The 16,586-nt window shown below is 73.1% G+C and carries 14 protein-coding genes; 6 read left to right on the top strand and 8 right to left on the bottom strand.

Annotated elements, in window-relative coordinates; genetic code table 11:
* A partial coding sequence (locus tag ACZ6TI_RS30670) for a hypothetical protein (protein ID WP_465348646.1) occupies positions 1-226 on the bottom strand: 226 nt, incomplete at its 3' end.
* A gap of 43 nt (positions 227-269) precedes the next feature.
* Between ACZ6TI_RS30670 and ACZ6TI_RS30665 the strand changes: the two genes are divergently transcribed.
* Positions 270-998, top strand: coding sequence for an ABC transporter ATP-binding protein (locus ACZ6TI_RS30665; protein WP_465348645.1), 729 nt, complete (start codon positions 270-272; stop codon positions 996-998).
* Positions 995-1,711, top strand: coding sequence for an ABC transporter permease (locus tag ACZ6TI_RS30660; RefSeq protein ID WP_465348644.1), 717 nt, complete (start codon positions 995-997; stop codon positions 1,709-1,711). Before ACZ6TI_RS30665 ends, ACZ6TI_RS30660 begins: the two co-directional genes overlap by 4 nt.
* Here ACZ6TI_RS30660 and ACZ6TI_RS30655 read toward each other — a convergent pair.
* Positions 1,668-2,816: a DUF5925 domain-containing protein gene (locus tag ACZ6TI_RS30655; protein ID WP_465348643.1), complete on the bottom strand. Its 1,149-nt coding sequence runs from the start codon at positions 2,814-2,816 to the stop codon at positions 1,668-1,670. The two genes, ACZ6TI_RS30660 and ACZ6TI_RS30655, sit on opposite strands and share 44 nt — an antisense overlap.
* 176 nt (positions 2,817-2,992) lie before the next feature.
* Here ACZ6TI_RS30655 and ACZ6TI_RS30650 point away from each other — a divergent pair, with 176 nt between their 5' ends.
* The 4 genes from ACZ6TI_RS30650 (at position 2,993) to ACZ6TI_RS30635 (ending at position 6,951) form a co-directional block, all read left to right on the top strand.
* Entirely contained in the window at positions 2,993-4,003 is a 1,011-nt protein-coding gene (locus tag ACZ6TI_RS30650) for an ABC transporter substrate-binding protein (RefSeq protein ID WP_465348642.1), read from the top strand.
* An 80-nt stretch (positions 4,004-4,083) separates the two neighbouring features.
* On the top strand, positions 4,084-5,073 hold the full coding sequence (locus ACZ6TI_RS30645) for an iron chelate uptake ABC transporter family permease subunit (RefSeq protein ID WP_465348671.1): 990 nt from the start codon (positions 4,084-4,086) through the stop codon (positions 5,071-5,073).
* 37 nt (positions 5,074-5,110) lie between these two features.
* Positions 5,111-6,145 (top strand): FecCD family ABC transporter permease, encoded by a 1,035-nt coding sequence (locus ACZ6TI_RS30640; protein WP_465348641.1) that lies wholly within the window; start codon positions 5,111-5,113, stop codon positions 6,143-6,145.
* Positions 6,142-6,951 carry an ABC transporter ATP-binding protein gene (locus ACZ6TI_RS30635; RefSeq protein WP_465348640.1) on the top strand — a complete coding sequence of 270 codons (810 nt, stop codon included), beginning with the start codon at positions 6,142-6,144 and terminating at the stop codon, positions 6,949-6,951. The genes ACZ6TI_RS30640 and ACZ6TI_RS30635 overlap by 4 nt, the downstream gene beginning before the upstream one ends.
* Here ACZ6TI_RS30635 and ACZ6TI_RS30630 read toward each other — a convergent pair.
* From ACZ6TI_RS30630 to ACZ6TI_RS30605, 6 genes are all read right to left on the bottom strand, one after another.
* Entirely contained in the window at positions 6,920-7,354 is a 435-nt protein-coding gene (locus ACZ6TI_RS30630; protein WP_465348639.1) for a nitroreductase family deazaflavin-dependent oxidoreductase, read from the bottom strand. The two genes, ACZ6TI_RS30635 and ACZ6TI_RS30630, sit on opposite strands and share 32 nt — an antisense overlap.
* Before the next feature lie 334 nt (positions 7,355-7,688).
* Entirely contained in the window at positions 7,689-8,453 is a 765-nt protein-coding gene (locus ACZ6TI_RS30625; protein WP_465348638.1) for a class I SAM-dependent methyltransferase, read from the bottom strand.
* Positions 8,454-8,665: 212 nt separating this feature from the next.
* Entirely contained in the window at positions 8,666-9,850 is a 1,185-nt protein-coding gene (locus tag ACZ6TI_RS30620; protein WP_465348637.1) for a VWA domain-containing protein, read from the bottom strand.
* A 115-nt stretch (positions 9,851-9,965) separates the two neighbouring features.
* Complete coding sequence (locus ACZ6TI_RS30615) at positions 9,966-12,644, bottom strand: DUF5682 family protein (RefSeq protein ID WP_465348636.1); 2,679 nt, start codon at positions 12,642-12,644, stop codon at positions 9,966-9,968.
* Complete coding sequence (locus ACZ6TI_RS30610; RefSeq protein WP_465348635.1) at positions 12,637-13,698, bottom strand: ATP-binding protein; 1,062 nt, start codon at positions 13,696-13,698, stop codon at positions 12,637-12,639. Before ACZ6TI_RS30610 ends, ACZ6TI_RS30615 begins: the two co-directional genes overlap by 8 nt.
* On the bottom strand, positions 13,695-16,538 hold the full coding sequence (locus ACZ6TI_RS30605) for a DUF5691 domain-containing protein (RefSeq protein ID WP_465348634.1): 2,844 nt from the start codon (positions 16,536-16,538) through the stop codon (positions 13,695-13,697). The genes ACZ6TI_RS30610 and ACZ6TI_RS30605 overlap by 4 nt, the downstream gene beginning before the upstream one ends.
* Positions 16,539-16,586 lie beyond the last annotated feature (48 nt).

Raw genomic sequence — 16,586 nt, 5'->3', positions numbered from 1 at the left:
GGGAAGCGGGCGCCGGGGAAGCGGACCTCGGGGAAGCGGGCCGCCGGATGGCAGGGGCGCGGCTTTCGGCGCCTCCCAGGCCGTAGACACCGGCCAGATAGAGGGCCGACGCCACAGCGCACGAGACCAGCGTCGCCGGGTCGGGGGCGAGCACCGCCACCAGCACGACGCAGACCAGCAGCGAGCCCGCGGTGAAGTGCCGCAGGTAACGCAGCGACCCGGACATCCGCCCATCATCCCGCCCGGCGCGCGCGTCGCGGTACTGACAAGTGTCATCAGCTCCCGTGCGCGGGCGGCACTACTGGCGGCGCACGGACGGCGGCACGCTCGACGACATGATCGAATGTCAGGCGCTGCGGTTCGCGTACCAGAGGTTTGAAGCCGTCAAAGGGGTTGATCTTGAAGTTGGGCGCGGGGAGATCGTCGCGCTGCTCGGGACCAACGGGGCCGGGAAGGCCACGGTCGTCGATCTGATCCGGGGGCTGCTCGTGCCCGCCTCCGGAAGCGTGCGGGTGCTGGGCCGCGATCCGTGCCGGGAACGCCGGTCGCTGGCGCCGCTGGTCGGGCTCGTACCGCAGGAATCGGGTTTTGCTCCGGGATTGACCGCGGCCGAGACCCTGCGTCTCTGGGCGCGCCTCAACGGGCGCGACGGCGACGGGTCGCTCGCCGAGGTCGGGCTGGAGGGCAGGGCCGACGTCAAGGTCAAGAAGCTGTCCGGCGGTGAGCGCCGCCGTCTCGACCTCGCCGTGGCGCTGGCCGGGGATCCGCCGCTGCTGGTGCTGGACGAGCCCACCACCGGTCTGGACCCGGAGTCCCGCGACGCGGCCTGGGCGGTCATCCGCGAACGGACCGATGCCGGCGCGTCCGTGCTGGTCACCACGCACTACCTGGAGGAGGCCTCGCGGCACGCGGACCGCTTCGTCGTGTTGCACCAGGGCCGCATCGCCAATGCCGGCACCGGGGACGCGGAGAAGGCGTTCCGGGAGGTGACGCGATGACCTGGATGACGCTGGCCCGCGCCGAGACGACGCTGCTGATGCGCAGCCCGCTCGCGCTGGTCAACGCAATGCTGCTGCCGATCGGCTTCGGGGTCGGCTGGCTGTTGCTGGCCCGCGATTCCGGCATGTCCGTCGGCGGCAACGACATCGCGATGCAACTACTCATGTTGCTCGGGTTCACGCCCTATAGCGGCGCGGTGACGATGCTCGCCGCGCGGCGGCAGGAACGGGTGCTGCGGCGGCTGCGGGAGAGCGCGCTGACGCCGGCCGGGGTGTGGGCGGGGCTGCTGTGGCCCTACCTGAGCCTGGGCATCGTCCAGGCCGGCCTGCTGATCGCGATCACGCTGGCCACCGGGGGAGTGCCGCCGGTGCGCTGGTGGCCGGTCCTGCTGGCGCTGGTGCTCGGGCTGGTGCTGGTCGGCGTGCTGGCGGTGGCGACGGCCGCGGTGACACCGGCGCCGGAGCTGGCGCAGCTGACCACGGCGCCGGTGTTCCTGTTGCTGTTCGGCGGTGGGCTGTGGCTGATCCAGGGTGGCGGCACGCTCGCCGAGCTGCTGCCGGGCGGCGCGGTGGCCGGGCTGATCACGCTGTCCTGGCAGCCCGGCTCGCCGTGGCTCGTGCTCGGCGCGATCGCCGGCGCCACCGCACTGGGCGCGGCGGCGATCGCTCTTACAGGTACATCCCGGTGGTGGGGTGGGTCTTCGGGACGGTGACCGGCTGGGCGCCGGTGCGCAGCGCGTACAGCTCGGCGAGGGTGGCGCCGTCGGGGCCGATCCCGGCGGTGCGGCCCAGCCAGGTGACCGCCTCGGCGTACGGCAGACGACCCACCTCGATGCTGGCCAGGCACCGCCCGGGCCGGACCACGGCGGGGTGCAGCGACGCCAGATCCTCGTTCGTGGTGATCGCGATCAGCGCGTTGCGTCCCTGGCCGAGCAGGCCGTCGGTGAGGTTGAGCAGGCGCGACAGCGACTGCCCGGCGCTTGCCTTGGCCTCGCCGCTGACCAGTTCGTCGCAGTCCTCCAGCATCAGCAGCCGCCAGCGCGGCTCGTCGTCGTCGCCGCTGCCCAGCGCCACGCTCATCAGGTAGGCCGGATCGCCGAACAGCCGCTCGGGATCGAGCACGCAGTCGACCTGGCACCACGAGCGCCACTGCTGAGCCAGCGCCCGCAGCGCGGTGGTCTTGCCGGTGCCGGGCTCGCCGTGCAGCAGCAGCAGGCGGCCGTTGACCGCGGTGCCGTCGATCGCCATCAGCCGCTCGAGGGTCTGCGCGACCGGGCTCGAGTAGTTCGCCCGGATCTTGTCCCACGGCGCCGCGTCGATCTCACGCTGCACGCGGCGCGGGCCATGAGTTCCAAAATGCCAAAACCCGATGGGTACGCTGTCCGGCGCCGGCTGTGGCTCCTCGACGGCGTTCGCGCTGGCCGTGGCGAGCACCGACTCGGCCAGCTCGGCGCTGATCGCGGTGACCGTGACCCGGGCGCGCCGGCTCTGCCGCCAGCGGGTGACGTGCAGCGTCCAGCCCTCGCCGACCGAAAGGCGGCCCTGGCCGTCCTCCTCCACCGCGTCGCGGATCACGCGGGCGTCGTCGGTGGTCAGTGGCGCGTCGGCGCGGACATTCTCCAGATAGCACGTGCGGCCGAAGGGCTCGCGCCCGGTGACGAAGGCGTCGAGCGCGAGCAGGTCGACCACATCCACCAGCCGGTCACCGTCATCGACGGCGCCGGACAGCGGCAGGGACTGGGCCGTGGGCAGGCTGAGCGCCTCGACTTCCACGGGGCGGCTGCCGAGCCGGTCGACGGACTGATGGGGTGTGCGCATGGTCTCCATGATCGTCCGGAAGCGGTAGGAAATACAGCCGTTTTCACCTTTGCGTGATTCTCCGCGCTCGGACTGTCCAGTGCGGACTCACATCTTCCCTGCCCAGGTCGCGTGCCGTGCGGGATCGAGCTCAGCTAAGGTGAGGCAAGCCTTACTAAAGATGATCAGGAGAACAGATGACCGGCCACCACCTGTCCCGCCGTGGACTGCTCACCGGCGCCCTCGGCGCGGCGGCCGCCGGCCTGCTCGTCGCGTGCGGCGACGACGACAGCTCGAGCACCCCGTCGACCGGTGGTTCGTCCGCCGCGGCGGGCGGCGCGTTCCCGGCCACGGTCACCCACCAGTTCGGCACCACCCCGGTCGAGGCGGCGCCCGAGGCGGTGGTATCGCTCGGCTGGGCCGACGCGGATGTGCTGCTCGCGCTCGGCGTGGTGCCGCTCGGCATCCTCGACTGGTTCCAGGCCTGGCCGGTCGGCGTCGGCCCGTGGGCGCAGTCCAGGCTGAACGGCGCCAAGCCCACCGTGCTCAAGGGCCCGGAGATCAACTACGACGCGGTCGCGGCGCTGCGGCCCGACCTGGTCACGTTCACCAAGTCGGACAACGTCAAGGCCACCTGGGACCAGCTGGAGAAGCTCGCACCCACGCTGTCCGGCCCCAAGGACGTGCCGCCCTACGGCACCAGCCTGAAGGACCAGACCATCATGATCGCCGAGGCGCTCGGTCGCCGGGCCGAGGGCGAGAAGCTGGTCGCGGACAACGAGAAGGCGCTGGCCGACGCCAAGGCGGCGAACCCCGGGTTCGCCGGCAAGACGGTCGTGGTGGCCGCGGCGTTCGGCGGGCAGTACGGCGCGTACACCAGCGGCGACGGCCGGGTGCAGTTCATGCAGTCGATCGGCTTCACCAACTCGCCGAAGGTCGAGGCACTGTCCGCCCCGACGTTCTATGCCGAGGTCTCCAAGGAGCGGGTCGCCCTGCTCGACGCCGACCTGACCGTGGTGTTCGCCATCGGCGCCGGCGGCGAGCTCGAGAAGGACACCGTGCTCAACAGCATCCCGTCCGCCAAGGCCGGCCGGCTGCTCATCATCGACGACGCCGACCTGGTCAACTCGTTCTCCACGAACTCGGTGCTGAGCACTCCGTACACGCTGGAGAAGTTCGTGCCGATGGTCAAGGACGCTCTGGCGTGACGACGACGGCGGCCGCGCGGGCCGGATATCTGCCCGCCGCGGAGCGGGTCAAGGCTCGCGGTGGGCTCACCACCCGCGGCCTGGGCCTGCTCCTCGCGGTCGCCGCCCTGATCGTGGCCGCGGCGCTGAGCATCGCGATCGGCACCAAGGCCATCCCGCTCGGCACGGTGTGGGACGCGCTTGACGGCGTGGTCACCGACCCGTCCCGCGCCGAGGATCTGACGATCATTCAAGACCTGCGAATCCCCCGTACGCTGATCGGCCTGGCCGCCGGCGTCGCGTTGGGCCTGGCCGGCGCGCTGATGCAGGCGCTCACCCGCAACCCGCTGGCCGACCCCGGCATCCTGGGCATCAACGCGGGCGCGGCGGCCGCCGTGGTGCTCGCCATCCGGGTGCTCGGGGTGAGCTCGCTGACCGGCTACATCTGGTTCGCGTTCGCCGGGGCGGCCGGCGCCTTCGTGGTGGTCTATCTGCTCGGCTCGCGCGGCCGTTCGGGCGCCTCACCGGAACGGCTCGCGCTGGCCGGCGCGGCGGTCGGCGCCGCGCTGCTGGCGATCACCAACGCGGTGGCGCTGCTGGACGTCACCACCTTCGACCGCTACCGCCTCTGGGTGGTCGGCGCGCTGTCCGGCCGGGACATGGACGTGGTGCTCGGCGTGCTGCCGTTCATCGCGATCGGCGCGCTGCTCGCGCTCGGGCTCGGGCCGTCGCTGAACGTGGTGGCGCTGGGCGAGGACACCGCGCGGGCGCTGGGCGCCAACCTGAACCGCACGCGGGTGCTCAGCGCGATCGCGATCACGCTGCTCTGCGGCGGGGCGACCGCGGCGGTCGGGCCGATCGCGTTCGTCGGGCTGGCCGTGCCACATCTGGCCCGGGCGCTGGTCGGGCCGGATCAGCGGTGGCTGCTCCCGTACTCGATGATCCTGGCCCCGACGCTGCTGCTGCTCGCCGACGTGGCCGGGCGGGTCGTGGTGCGGCCCGGAGAGCTGCAGGCCGGCCTGGTGTGCGCGTTCCTCGGCGCGCCGATCTTCCTCACCGTGATCCTGCGCCGCCGGATCGTGCCGCTGTGAGCCGCCGCGTGATGCTGCGCCGCCGGATCGTGCCGCTGTGAGCCGCCGGGTGATGCTGCGTGCGCCCGGCGTCGCATTGCGGCTGGACGTGCGCACACTGTGGGTGTCCGCGCTGCTGTTGCTCGCCGTCCTGGCGGTCGCCGCGATCACCGTGTTCGCGGTCGGCACCCGCATCCCGTTCGCCGACATGATGGACGTCTTCGCCGGCCGGGGCCGCCGCGCCGACCGCTTCGTGCTGCTCGACCTGCGCCTGCCGCGGCTCAGCCTGGCCGCGCTCGCGGGCGCCGCCCTGGCGGTCTCCGGTGCGGTCTTCCAGAGCCTGTCCCGCAATCCGCTCGGCAGCCCCGACATCGTCGGCTTCACCACCGGCGCGGCCTCCGGCGCGGTGCTGGCGATCATCGCCTTCGGCGCGGGCCCGGCCGGTGCGGCCTTCTCGGCCATCGCGGGCGGCCTGATCACCGCCCTGATCGTGTACGGCCTCGCGTCCATCGGCGGCGGCGCCATCCGGCGGGTGGTGCTCGTCGGCATCGGCGTCAGCGCCATGCTCGTGGCGCTGAACAGCTACCTGATCAGCCGCGCCCGCCTGGACGCCGCGCAGTCCGCGTCGGTCTGGCTGGTCGGCACGCTGAACGGGCGCACCTGGATCTATGTGCAACTGCTCGGGCTGGCGCTGATCGTGCTCACCCCGCCGCTGCTGCTGATGAGCCGCCGGCTGCGGATGCTCGAGATGGGCGACGACTCCGCGCACTCGCTCGGCGTGCGGGCCGGCCGGGACCGGCTGCTGCTGGTGCTGCTCGCGGTGGCGATCTGCGCGGTGGCCACGGCGGCCGCCGGGCCGGTCGCGTTCGTGGCGCTGGCCGCGCCGCAGATCACCCGGCGGCTGACCGGCGCCGCCACGCTGCAACTCGTGCCGTCGATGATCACCGGCGCGGTGCTGATGATGGCGAGCGACTTCGTCGCGCAGCGGCTGCTGTCTCCGGCCCAGCTGCCGGTCGGGGTGGTCACCGGTGCGGTCGGTGGGGCGTACCTGGCCTGGCTGCTCAGTGTGCAATGGCGAAAGGGAACGACATGACCAGGCTCTCCGGAGCGGATCTCACCCTCGCGTACGACCAGCGGGTCGTCGCGTCCGGCCTGGACGTGGAGATCCCGGACGGCGCCTTCACGGTCATCGTCGGGCCCAACGCCTGCGGCAAGTCGACGCTGCTGCGGGCGCTCTCCGGCCTGCTCACCCCTCGTTCCGGCAGTGTCGTGCTGGACGGCGCGGCGATCTCGTCCTACCGCGCGAAGGAGGTGGCCCGGCGGCTGGGGTTGCTCGCGCAGTCGGCGATAGCGCCGGACGGCATCTCGGTGGCCGACCTGGTGGCCCGCGGCCGGTACCCGCACCAGAAGCTGCTGCGGCAGTGGACGCCGGAGGACGAGGAGCAGGTCGCGCTGGCGATGGAGGCGACCGGGGTGACCGCGCTGGCGGACCGGGCCGTCGACGAGTTGTCCGGCGGTCAGCGGCAGCGGGTGTGGATGGCGATGGCGCTGGCCCAGCAGACCGGGATCCTGCTGCTGGACGAACCCACCACGTATCTCGACATCGCCTATCAGATCGATCTGCTCGACCTGTGCGCCGACCTGAACGAGCAGGGCCGCACGCTGGTCGCCGTGCTGCACGACCTGAACCAGGCCACCCGCTATGCGACGCACCTGATCGCGATGAAGGCGGGCGCGATCGTCGCGCAGGGCGAGCCGTCCACGATCATCACGGCCGAACTGGTCGAGGACGTCTACGGCCTCAATTGCGAGGTGATCCCCGACCCGCAGACCGGCACCCCGCTGGTGGTGCCGGCCGGCCGTGCCGCTAGACGCGCGTCAGCACGAACACCGGGATGACGCGCTCGGTCTTCTTCTGATAGGCGGCGTAGTTGGGGAACGCCTCGACCGACCGGGCCCACCACTCGTCGCGCTCGGCGCCCTCGACCTCGCGGGCCGTGTAGTCGTGCTTGTCCGGCCCGTCCTGCAACTCGACAAGCGGGTTGTTGCGCAGGTTGTAGACCCAGACGGGGTTCTTGGGCGACCCGCCGAGAGACCCGACGCAGGCATACTCCCCGTTGTGCTCGACCCGCATCAGGGCGGTCTTGCGCAGCAGGCCGGTCTTGGCGCCGACCGAGGTCAGCACGATGACCGGAAGCCCGATCATGTCCTTGGCGCGCTGCCCGCCGCTGGCCTCATAGGTCTCGGCCTGCTTGCGGGCCCAATCGGAGGTGCTGGGCGCATATTCTCCCGACAACGGCATGACCGCGAGCCTACGTCGCACCCCAACGTCGCGCCGTGACCTACGTCGCGTCGCGGCCCGCGCCGCTCACCCGCGCCGCTCACCCGCGCCGCTCACCCGCGCTGCTCACCCGCGCTGGTCGCGCTGCCTGCGTTGCATCCGCGCTGCGCACCCGCGTTGCCCGCGCTACGCACCCGCGTTGCCCGCGCTGCGCACCCGCGTTGCCCGCGCTGCGCACGCGCGCTGCCCGCGCCGCGGTTTCCGCTCGCCTCAAGCCGCGTTCGCTCGGGCCGCGCGCGGCTATCTCGGGTGCTGCGATGCTGGCCTGCCCGTGCGGTGCTTCGTGGGTCGTGATTCAGCGGACGCCGATGACCGCCGCGTCAATGCCGCCCCGCCACAGCAGGCCCGCCTCGGTGAAGCCCGCCGCACGCAGCGTCGAGAGATGCCAGGACGCGGCCGGCAGCCATTCGGTGTGCTCGGCCCGCTCGGGCGGATAGATCACGTCGCGCTCGGCCATCTGCTCCCGGAACGCCTCGGTCGCCCGCACCCGGTCCCACCACCCGTTCCAGGACAGCGCGGTGCCGGCGGTCTGCCGCGCATCGCGGCGCGCGTCCTCGCGGCCGCCGAGCACCTTGCTCAGCCCGGGCAGATCCTCATCGGGCATCTGATCGGCGTTGATGAAGACCCCACCCGGCCGCAGCACCTCACGGATCTCGCCCAGCAGCGCGGTCAGCCGATGCTCGGAAATCCAATGCAGCGCGGTAGCGGTCAACACCGCGTCGAACTCACGATGCGGCAGCGCGGCCGCCCAAGACGGATCGTTCAGATCGGCGGCGACGACAGTAGCCCGCTCGCGCAGCGTGGACCGCGCGATCGTCAGCAGCACCGGATCCTGATCAAGCACGGTGGCCGCCACCCCCGGAAAGCGAGCCAGCGCGCGCAACGTGATAGTCCCGGTCCCACCGGCCAGGTCGAGCAGCCGAGGCGCCGCACCACCGACAACGGCATCCACCGCGTCGAGCATCGTGGCAAACCGATGCTCCCGATCCGGAAGGTATTCCTCCTGCTGCCGATCCCAACTCAGCTGCCAAGCTTCGGGATTGTCAATGTAAGCAGTCATGAGCACTACGGTAGTTACACTTCCAGGCCGCACGCAATCCCCGACCCGAGATTGGCGTATCCAGTGGTTAGCGATAACCGCGCATGACACCCGCCCTGACGGCAGCCCATCCTGTCGGCACCCCGCCCCGACGGCATCCCAAGACGGTGGCGCCCCGAGCCGACGTGCCCCCGAGCCGACGTGCCCCCGAGCCGGCGGCGCGGCCGGCCGGGTCAGCCGTCGGCGAGGCGTTGGGCGAAGGCCTGGAGGTCGCGGCGCTGGATGGCGGCGGCCATCAATTCCGGAAACGCGTCCGGAGTGCACGCGAAAGCCGGCACGCCCAGGGCGGCCAGCGCCGCCGCGTTCTCGTGGTCGTAGGCCGGCGCCCCCTCGTCGGAGAGCGCCAGCAACACCACCACCTGCACGCCGGCCGCGGTCATCTCGGCCACCCGGCGCAGCATCTGCTCGCGCACGCCGCCCTCGTAGAGGTCGCTGATCAGCACGAAGATGCTGTCCCGCGGGCGGGTGATCAGCTGCTGGCTGTAGGCGATCGCCCGGTTGATGTCGGTGCCACCGCCGAGCTGCGTGCCGAAAAGGACCTCGACCGGGTCGTTGAGCTGCTCGGTCAGGTCGACCACCGACGTGTCGAAGACGACCAGCGACGTCCGCAGCGACCGCATCGAGGCGAGCACCGCCGCGAACACGCCGGAGAAGACCACCGACGCCGCCATCGACCCGGACTGGTCCACGCAGAGGATCACGTCGCGTTGCACGGCGCTGGTCCGGCGGCCGTAGCCGATCAGCCGCTCCGGGATCACCGTGCGGTGCTCGGGCTGGTAGTGCTTGAGGTTCGCCTGGATGGTGCGGTTCCAGTCGATGTCGGCGTGCCGCGGCCGATTGATCCGCGAGGCCCGGTTGAGCGCACCCGTGACCGCCGCCCGCGTCTGCTGTGCGACCCGCTTTTCAAGATCTTCCACCACGCTACGCACCACCTGCCGCGCCGCCTCCTTGGTCTCGTCCGGCATCACGCGGTTGAGCGAGAGCAGCGTGCCGACCAGGTGCACATCGGGCTCGACGGCCCGCAGCATCTCCGGCTCCATCAGCAGCCGATGCAGGTCGAGCCGCTCGATCGCGTCGGCCTGCATCACCTGGACCACAGTGCTCGGGAAGTATTCCCGGATGTCACCGAGCCAGCGCGCCACCCGCGGCGCCGACCCGCCCAGCCCACCCGACCGCCGGTTCTTCTGCTGCGGATCGCCCTCCTCGTCGTTCCCGGCGTCATAGAGCGCGGACAGCGCCGCGTCCATCTGCCCGTCCCGCCCCTCCGCCGACCCCAACGCCTCTTCCGCGGGCCCGCCGAGCACCAGCCGCCACCGCCGCATCCGCTCGCCGCGCTCCGAATCCTCCCGCGCCGTCATGCCCCCGCCTCCCCGCTCAACAGCTCGATGCCGCCCGACCGACGCGGCGACGACATGGCCCATCTGGTCTGCGTGCCCGCCGGCCCCTGCACTCGCCGGGTCCCGCACGGAGCGCTCATGCTTCAGCTCCCGTGATTTCGCGGCCCAGCAACGCGCTCAGCGTTGGCAACACCTGGGTGGCGCGCCCGTGATCGAGGGTCGTGCCGGCCGCCGCGGTGTCGCGCGGGCCGGCGATGCGCTCGCTGATCGCCCGTCGCTCGCCCGCCTCGAAGGCGCCGAACGTGCGGCGCAGCAACGGCAGCACGTCGTCGAACGAGTCCGCCGCGATGTCGGCGAGCCAGTCGTCGAGCAGTTCCAGCAGGCTCTCGTCGTGCACCAGCAGCAGCCCGCCGCCGGACAGGAAGCCCTCGACCCAGGCGGCCGCGTGCGCGGGCGCGGTGCCCACGGTGAGCGGCAGCCGCAGCCGCCGGCGCACCTCGGCCGGTCCGAGTCGCCCGGCGTCCAGCAGCAGGCGGGTCAGCCGGCCGGCGAGCAACCCGTGCAGATCCGCGCGGTCGGCCAGCGACACCAGCGTGCCCAGCCACCGTTCGCGCATCGCCTCGTCGTCCAGCAGGGCGATCGCCGAGTGCACGCCGTCGAGGTGTTTGCGCAGTTCCTTGGCGGCCTCGTCACCCAGCGAACCGATCGCGGCCGGCAGCCCGGCGCAGATGCGGCGCAGCAGGCTGTCGGTGACCGCGCCGAGCCCGGCCACGTCGGTCTTGCGCACGTCGCCGTATCGCAGGGTGCGGGCCAGCGCGGGCAGCGCGGCCATCAGATGGTTGACGTCCGCGTCGAGCGCGGCGCGGGTGTCCAACGCGGCCAGCACCGGACCGTACGCCTCGGTCAGCTCGCCGAGCAGGCAGACCTCGACCAGCGCGGTCACGTCGGCGAGTGACTGTGCCTTGCGGGCGCGGTCGGTGACCCGGGCGGTCGCCGCGGCCGCCACCGTCGTGCCCCACATGCTGCCCTCGACCAGGCTGATCGCGAACTCCGGCTGCCACCGCACCCGCCACTGCTCGCGGAACGTGCCCGAGCCCCGGCGGCCGGTCTCCGGCTCGCCCCACGGCACGTCCAGCACCCGCAGCCGGTGCAGCATGCGGCTGCGACCCAGGTCGGTCTCCTTGCGCAGGTCCAGGTCGAGGGTGCGGTCCAGGGCCTCCGGCTTGAGCCGCAGCCGGCGCTGCTGGGCCGCGAGATCCTTGGCCAGCGGCACGGCCGGCATCTCCTCGGGCACCCCGCCGAGCCGTTCGCCGACCACGAGTTTGCGGCCGATCAGTTCGACCCGCAGCCGCTCGCCGTCGCACATCACCGCCTCGGCCGCCTCGGTGACCTCGGCCAGCCCGGCCAGCGGCCGTCCCCGCAGACTCGCGAGCGCCTCGGCCAGCCGGGTCGCCTCGATCACGTGCGCCGACGAGGTCGGCACCCCTTCGGCGCGCAAGACTCGCGCGGCGTCCACCAGCCAGCGCGGCACCACCTCGTCCGAGGTGGTGAAGAGATGGTGGTACCACCCGGGAGAACTGACCCCCGCGCCATAGCCGGACCAGGACGCCAGCCGCCCATAGGTCCACGGCACCCAGGTGAACGTGACCTTGCCCTTCTTCCGCCCCTTGAGCAGCGCGGCGTCGTCCTTGACGGCGACCTTGCGAAGAAGCGCGGGCACATGCCAGGCCCCACAGACGACCGCGATGTTCTCGTGCTTCCGGCGCACCTCCCGCAGCACGGTCCGCATGTAGGCCTCGCGAACCAGATCGTCGGGATCCTCCGGCGACGTCTCCCGGATCGCGGTCATCGCCTCGGCAACCGCCTCGAACGCCGGCATCCCCCGATGCTCCACAACGTCCTCCCACCACCGCTCGGCATCGTCATAGCCGGCCGCAGCGGCCAGTTCCCCAATCGGGTCAACAGGCCGAACCCGCTTCACCGGCTCATCTCCGCCCTCACCCAAGGGCGGAGAGGGAGCGAGCGGAACCGGCGTGGATTCGCCTGCCGAGGACGTGGGGAGTGCCGGGGGCAGTCCACCGAGCGCGGATGGCGCGGCGGCGTTGCCGCCGAGAACCGGCTTTTCGCCATCGTCGAGTTGCGCGTCGTGCGTCGGCGAGCCAGGGGCCCCCTGCCCATCGCTGAACACAGATCGGCTGTCGGGCGTGGATTCTCTGCCAGGCGGGTGTCCGCCGGTGCCCGTCGGCAGACCGGCCGGCGCGGTCCGCTCGGCGGCATCGCCGCCACCCGCCTGGTCTCTGCCAGGGGCGGGCTTCTCGTCAGGCCGGGACGCACCAGGGGCGGGCTTCTCGTCAGGCCGGGACGCACCAGGGGCGGGCTTCTCGTCAGGCCGGGACGCACCAGGGGCGGGCTTCTCGTCAGGCCCGGACCCGTGGGAAGCCGCCGGCCCTCGATCGGGCGTGGGCCCACCGGAAGGCGCATCGGGCCCGGCCTGGGCCGGGGACATGCGGAAGCCATAAGGGAGGTCGAAGAAGCGGACCGGGACCGCATTGGCCAGCGCCCACCGGATCGCCTGCCACTCGGGGGAGAAGACTGCGAACGGCCAGAACGCCGCCCGCCGCGGGTCGTCCGTCGCGTAGCCCAGCAGCGCCACCGGTGGTTCGAGGCCCTCGTCGGCCACCCAGCGCACCAGGTCGTCGGCCTCCGGCGGGCCCTCGATCAGGACGATGGAAGGGCGCTGCGTCTCGAGCTCCTGCACCACCGCCCGCGCCGAACCCGGGCCGTGGTGCCGGATGCCGTAGAACCGCTCAGGCATCGCGGGCCGCGTGGTAGAAGTCCCGCCACTCGGCCCGCTCGCGGACCACGGTTTCCAGGTATTCGCGCCAGACCACGTCGTCGGAGACCGGGTCCTTGACCACCGCGCCGAGGATGCCGGACGCCACATCGGACGGATGCAGCCGGCCGTCGCCGAAGTGTGCGGCCAGCGCCATGCCGTTGGTGATCACCGAGATCGCCTCGGCGGTGGACAGCGTGCCGGTCGGCGACTTGAGCTTGGTGCGGCCGTCCTCGGTCATGCCGGATCGCAGTTCGCGGAACACCGTGACCACCCGGCGGATCTCCTCCATCGCGGCCGGCACCTCGGGCAGGTCGAGCGACTTGCCGAGCTGCGCCACCCGGCGGGCGACGATCTCCACCTCCTCGTCGGCGGAGGCCGGCACCGGCAGCACCACCGTGTTGAACCGCCGCCGCAGCGCGCTGGACAGCTCGTTCACCCCACGGTCGCGGTCGTTCGCCGTGGCGATCAGGTTGAAGCCGGCCTGCGCCTGCACCTCGGTGTTGAGCTCCGGCACCGGCAGCGTCTTCTCCGACAGCACCGTGATCAGCGCGTCCTGCACGTCGGACGGCACCCGGGTCAGCTCCTCGACGCGGGCGATCGCGCCGGTCCGCATGGCCCGCATCACCGGGCTCGGCACCAGGGCCGCCTCGCTCGGGCCGTCGGCCAGCAGGCGCGCGTAGTTCCAGCCGTAGCGGATCGCCTCCTCCGCGGTGCCGGCCGTGCCCTGCACCAGCAGCTTGGAATCGCCGGAGATCGCCGCCGCCAGGTGCTCGGAGACCCAGGTCTTGGCCGTGCCGGGCACCCCGAGCAGCAGCAGCGCGCGGTCCGTGACCAGGGTGGACACCGCCACCTCGAGCAGCCGCCGCGGGCCGACGTATTTCGGGGTGATCTTCGCGCCGTCGCCCAGCAGGTAGGTCACCACGGCCGCCGGGGAGAGCCGCCAGCCGGCCGGCCGCGGGCGGTCGTCGGACGCGGCGAGCAGGGCCAGCTCTTCGGAGTACTGGTCCTCGGCGTGCGGGCGCAGTGCGGTCACTCGAACTCCAGGTGCATCTCGTTGCGGAAGGTGAGGGTGCGGGCCAGCTCGGCGACCGGCCTGGTGCGGACGGAGGTGGCCGGGTCGTGGTCGAGCTCCTCGGCGAGCCGCTCGACGTGCCCGGCATAACGCGGCGGCATGGACAGCGCGGCCGAGCGGCACAGCTCGGACAGCTGCCAGCTGTGCCGGTCGGTGCGCGCCCGCCGCGCGATCGTGCTGATCACCTCGATCGCCAGCTCGTCGGGCCAGTCGCCGGTGTGCACGGCGAGCAGGCGGTTGGCCAGATGGTCCTCGCGGCGCAGGAAGTCAGCCGCGATCCGGGCCAGTTCCTCGGGCGGCAGGATCAGATGCAGGTCCCAGCGCACCGCCTCGCGCAGCGCCGGGCCGTCGGATCCGGCGTCGTTGCCGACCAGCGCACCGGCCCAGAGCGGGTCGCGTTGCGCGATCGCGGCCTTGGCCCAGCCGTGCAGCAGCGCCGTCTCCCAGTCGTTGCCGCGGGCCAGGTCGATCACGGCGGCCGGGCCGCGGCCGTAGTCGTGCCAGGTGGACAGCGGCGCGCCGGCCACGATCTCCTCGAGCAGCCAGGCGCCGATGCCGATGCCCCGGGCCGGGGACGCGCCGACCCCGTCGCGGCGCAGGTCGGCGTCGAGGTCCTCGGGCGGCTCGACGGTCAGCCGGTCGCGGCCGAGCAGCCGTCGCTCGAGCCGCACCGCCCGCCGCGCCCGGTCGCGCATCCGCCGGCCGAGCCCCGACTCGGGCAGCCGGCGCAGCACCTCGAGGGCGGACTCGCGCACCTCGCGGCGCCGGTCGTCGAGCGCCTGCTCGAGCAGCGGATCGTCGTCGAGGGAGAGACCGATCTCGAGCCCGCTCAGGAAGCGCGCGCGGTCCTCGGAGGACTCGCCCGGCCAGGCCGTCTCGAGCAGCACTCGCCCGGCGGCCGGGTCGTCGGCGCGCAGCCGCTGCAGATGGGCCAGCCGCTCGCCGGCCGAGCCGGTCTCCCAGTCGGCCGCGTCGCCGGCCGGCGCCTGATCGAGCAACCACGCCCAGTCGTCGCGCATCGCGGCCAGCCAGGCGCCGCGCCGGCCGGCCACCCGGCCGAGCGCGCCTCGGATGGAACCGTTGCGGCGCCCCGCATCCAGCAGGGCGGGCAGCGTCTGCGGCGGCACGTGCCCGCCGTGCGCGTCGGCCAGCGCCAGCCACTGCGCGAGCACCTCCTGCGCGATCTGGGCGCCGCCGGGCACCCCGCCGTCGGCGAGGATGCGCAGCAGCCGGGCGCCCGCGGAGGCCGGCAGGGCGGGCCCGGTCTCGACCGGCGCTTCGGCGACCGGGTCGTGCCCGGGCGCCGGCTCGGCCCCGGCGCGGTGATAGACCAGCGCCACCCCGGCCGCCTCCAGCAGCGACGCGCCGTCGGTCGCCAGCGGGCGCCCGCCGACGGTCACCGCGGTGGCCTGCCACGGGCGCCGGGCGGTGCCGACCAGCGCCGCGGCCAGCAGATCCGGCGGCAGCTCGGCAGCCCGGCGCACGACGCCGTCGGGCATCGCCTCACCGGCCGGCACATAGCCACCGTCGACCCAGGCCGCGAGCGGGCGCAGCCCGGACGACGACCACTCGGCGGCCACCGTGGCCGGGCGCCCGCCGGCGGCGGCCAGCAGCCACCACGGCTCGCGGTGGCCGGGCGCGAACGGCAGCGCGTCGCCGGAGTCGTCGACCAGCCAGCCGCCACTGGCCGGCCGCACCCGGGCGAGCAGGACCGGCACGTCGTGCCGCCACGGCTCGGCGGCCAGCGCGGCCGACCAGGCGGCCAGTGCGCCGCGGAGGTCGGCGCCGCCCGGCTCGGCGAGTGGCAACTGCTCCCAGCGGTCGGCGATCAACGCCCGCAGCGGGTAGGCCCCCGGATAGAAGCAGAGCTCGGCCTCGAGCGTGGTGCCCGGCAGCACGTCGGACAGCAGGCTCTGCCCGGCCACCGCGAAGGACAGCAGCATGGCGAACCGGCCGGTGGTGGCGCCGCGCAGCCAGATGCGCCGGGACATCAGCGCGCCGTCGTCGGAGTCGACCAGGCCGAGCACCTGCCACTGGTCGCGGACCCGGGGGCCGGCCAGCACGTCCTCGGCGCTCACCGGGAAGCCGATCCGGGTGCGCACGGTCGCGGCCAGATCGGGCGGCAGGTCGGCGAGCCGCTCGTGCCCGGCGACCAGCAACCGCAGCAGGCCCATCTCGCCGAGCAGCCGGTCGGCCCACTGCGGGCCGACGCCGGCCATGCCGCCGAGCCGCCGCACCGCGGACGCCGCCGCCGGGGCCTGCGCGTCGACCAGTCGGGCGGCCATCGTCTCGAACGGCCGGAAGCCCGCGCTGCCGGTCGCGGCCAGCCCCTGCTGGACCTGATCGTCGAGCCAGCGGCGCAGCTCGATCATGCCGCCGGCCACCCGCTCGGCCCGCCGGAGCACCCGTTTCTCGGCGGCGGCCGGATCGGCCGGCCCGTCGGATCTCGGAGCCGCGGCCCTGGTCGCCCGGGCCTCCCGCGAGGCCTGCCACTCGGTCACGAAAGCGGGCGGATCGCCGGGGGACAACCCGATCTCGGCCCACACGAAGAGCAGCCCGAGGGCGTGCTTGCAGGGGAATTTACGGCTGGGGCAATTGCACTTGTATGCCGGACCCGCCAGATCGACACACACCTGATAGGGATTTTTCCCGGAGCCCCGGCACAGTCCCCACAGGACGTCGCCGGTGCGCCCGGTGGACGACCAGTGGCTGAGCGAGCTGACCCCGCGCGCGCCACGCAGCGAGCTCGCATCGGGTGCGAGCGCGATGACCTGGGCGGGGGACCACCGTTCAATCGGCACCGGGCAACCATAGGCAACCGGTACGACGTTTTGAGCCGCGCGGGGCGG

Source organism: Actinoplanes sp. NPDC051388, from assembly GCF_055586225.1.
The sequence above is the reverse complement of the archived record's forward strand: the minus strand, read 5'-3'. Positions and strand labels throughout refer to the sequence as shown.

Bases quoted from the DNA above. Each gene is read 5' to 3' on its own strand.
- ACZ6TI_RS30660 (WP_465348644.1), top strand. From the start codon at position 995: ATGACCTGGATGACGCTGGCCCGCGCCGAGACGACGCTGCTGATGCGC.
- ACZ6TI_RS30655 (WP_465348643.1), bottom strand. From the start codon at position 2,816: ATGCGCACACCCCATCAGTCCGTCGACCGGCTCGGCAGCCGCCCCGTG.
- ACZ6TI_RS30650 (WP_465348642.1), top strand. From the start codon at position 2,993: ATGACCGGCCACCACCTGTCCCGCCGTGGACTGCTCACCGGCGCCCTC.
- ACZ6TI_RS30635 (WP_465348640.1), top strand. From the start codon at position 6,142: ATGACCAGGCTCTCCGGAGCGGATCTCACCCTCGCGTACGACCAGCGG.
- ACZ6TI_RS30630 (WP_465348639.1), bottom strand. From the start codon at position 7,354: ATGCCGTTGTCGGGAGAATATGCGCCCAGCACCTCCGATTGGGCCCGC.
- ACZ6TI_RS30625 (WP_465348638.1), bottom strand. From the start codon at position 8,453: ATGACTGCTTACATTGACAATCCCGAAGCTTGGCAGCTGAGTTGGGAT.
- ACZ6TI_RS30620 (WP_465348637.1), bottom strand. From the start codon at position 9,850: ATGACGGCGCGGGAGGATTCGGAGCGCGGCGAGCGGATGCGGCGGTGG.
- ACZ6TI_RS30615 (WP_465348636.1), bottom strand. From the start codon at position 12,644: ATGCCTGAGCGGTTCTACGGCATCCGGCACCACGGCCCGGGTTCGGCG.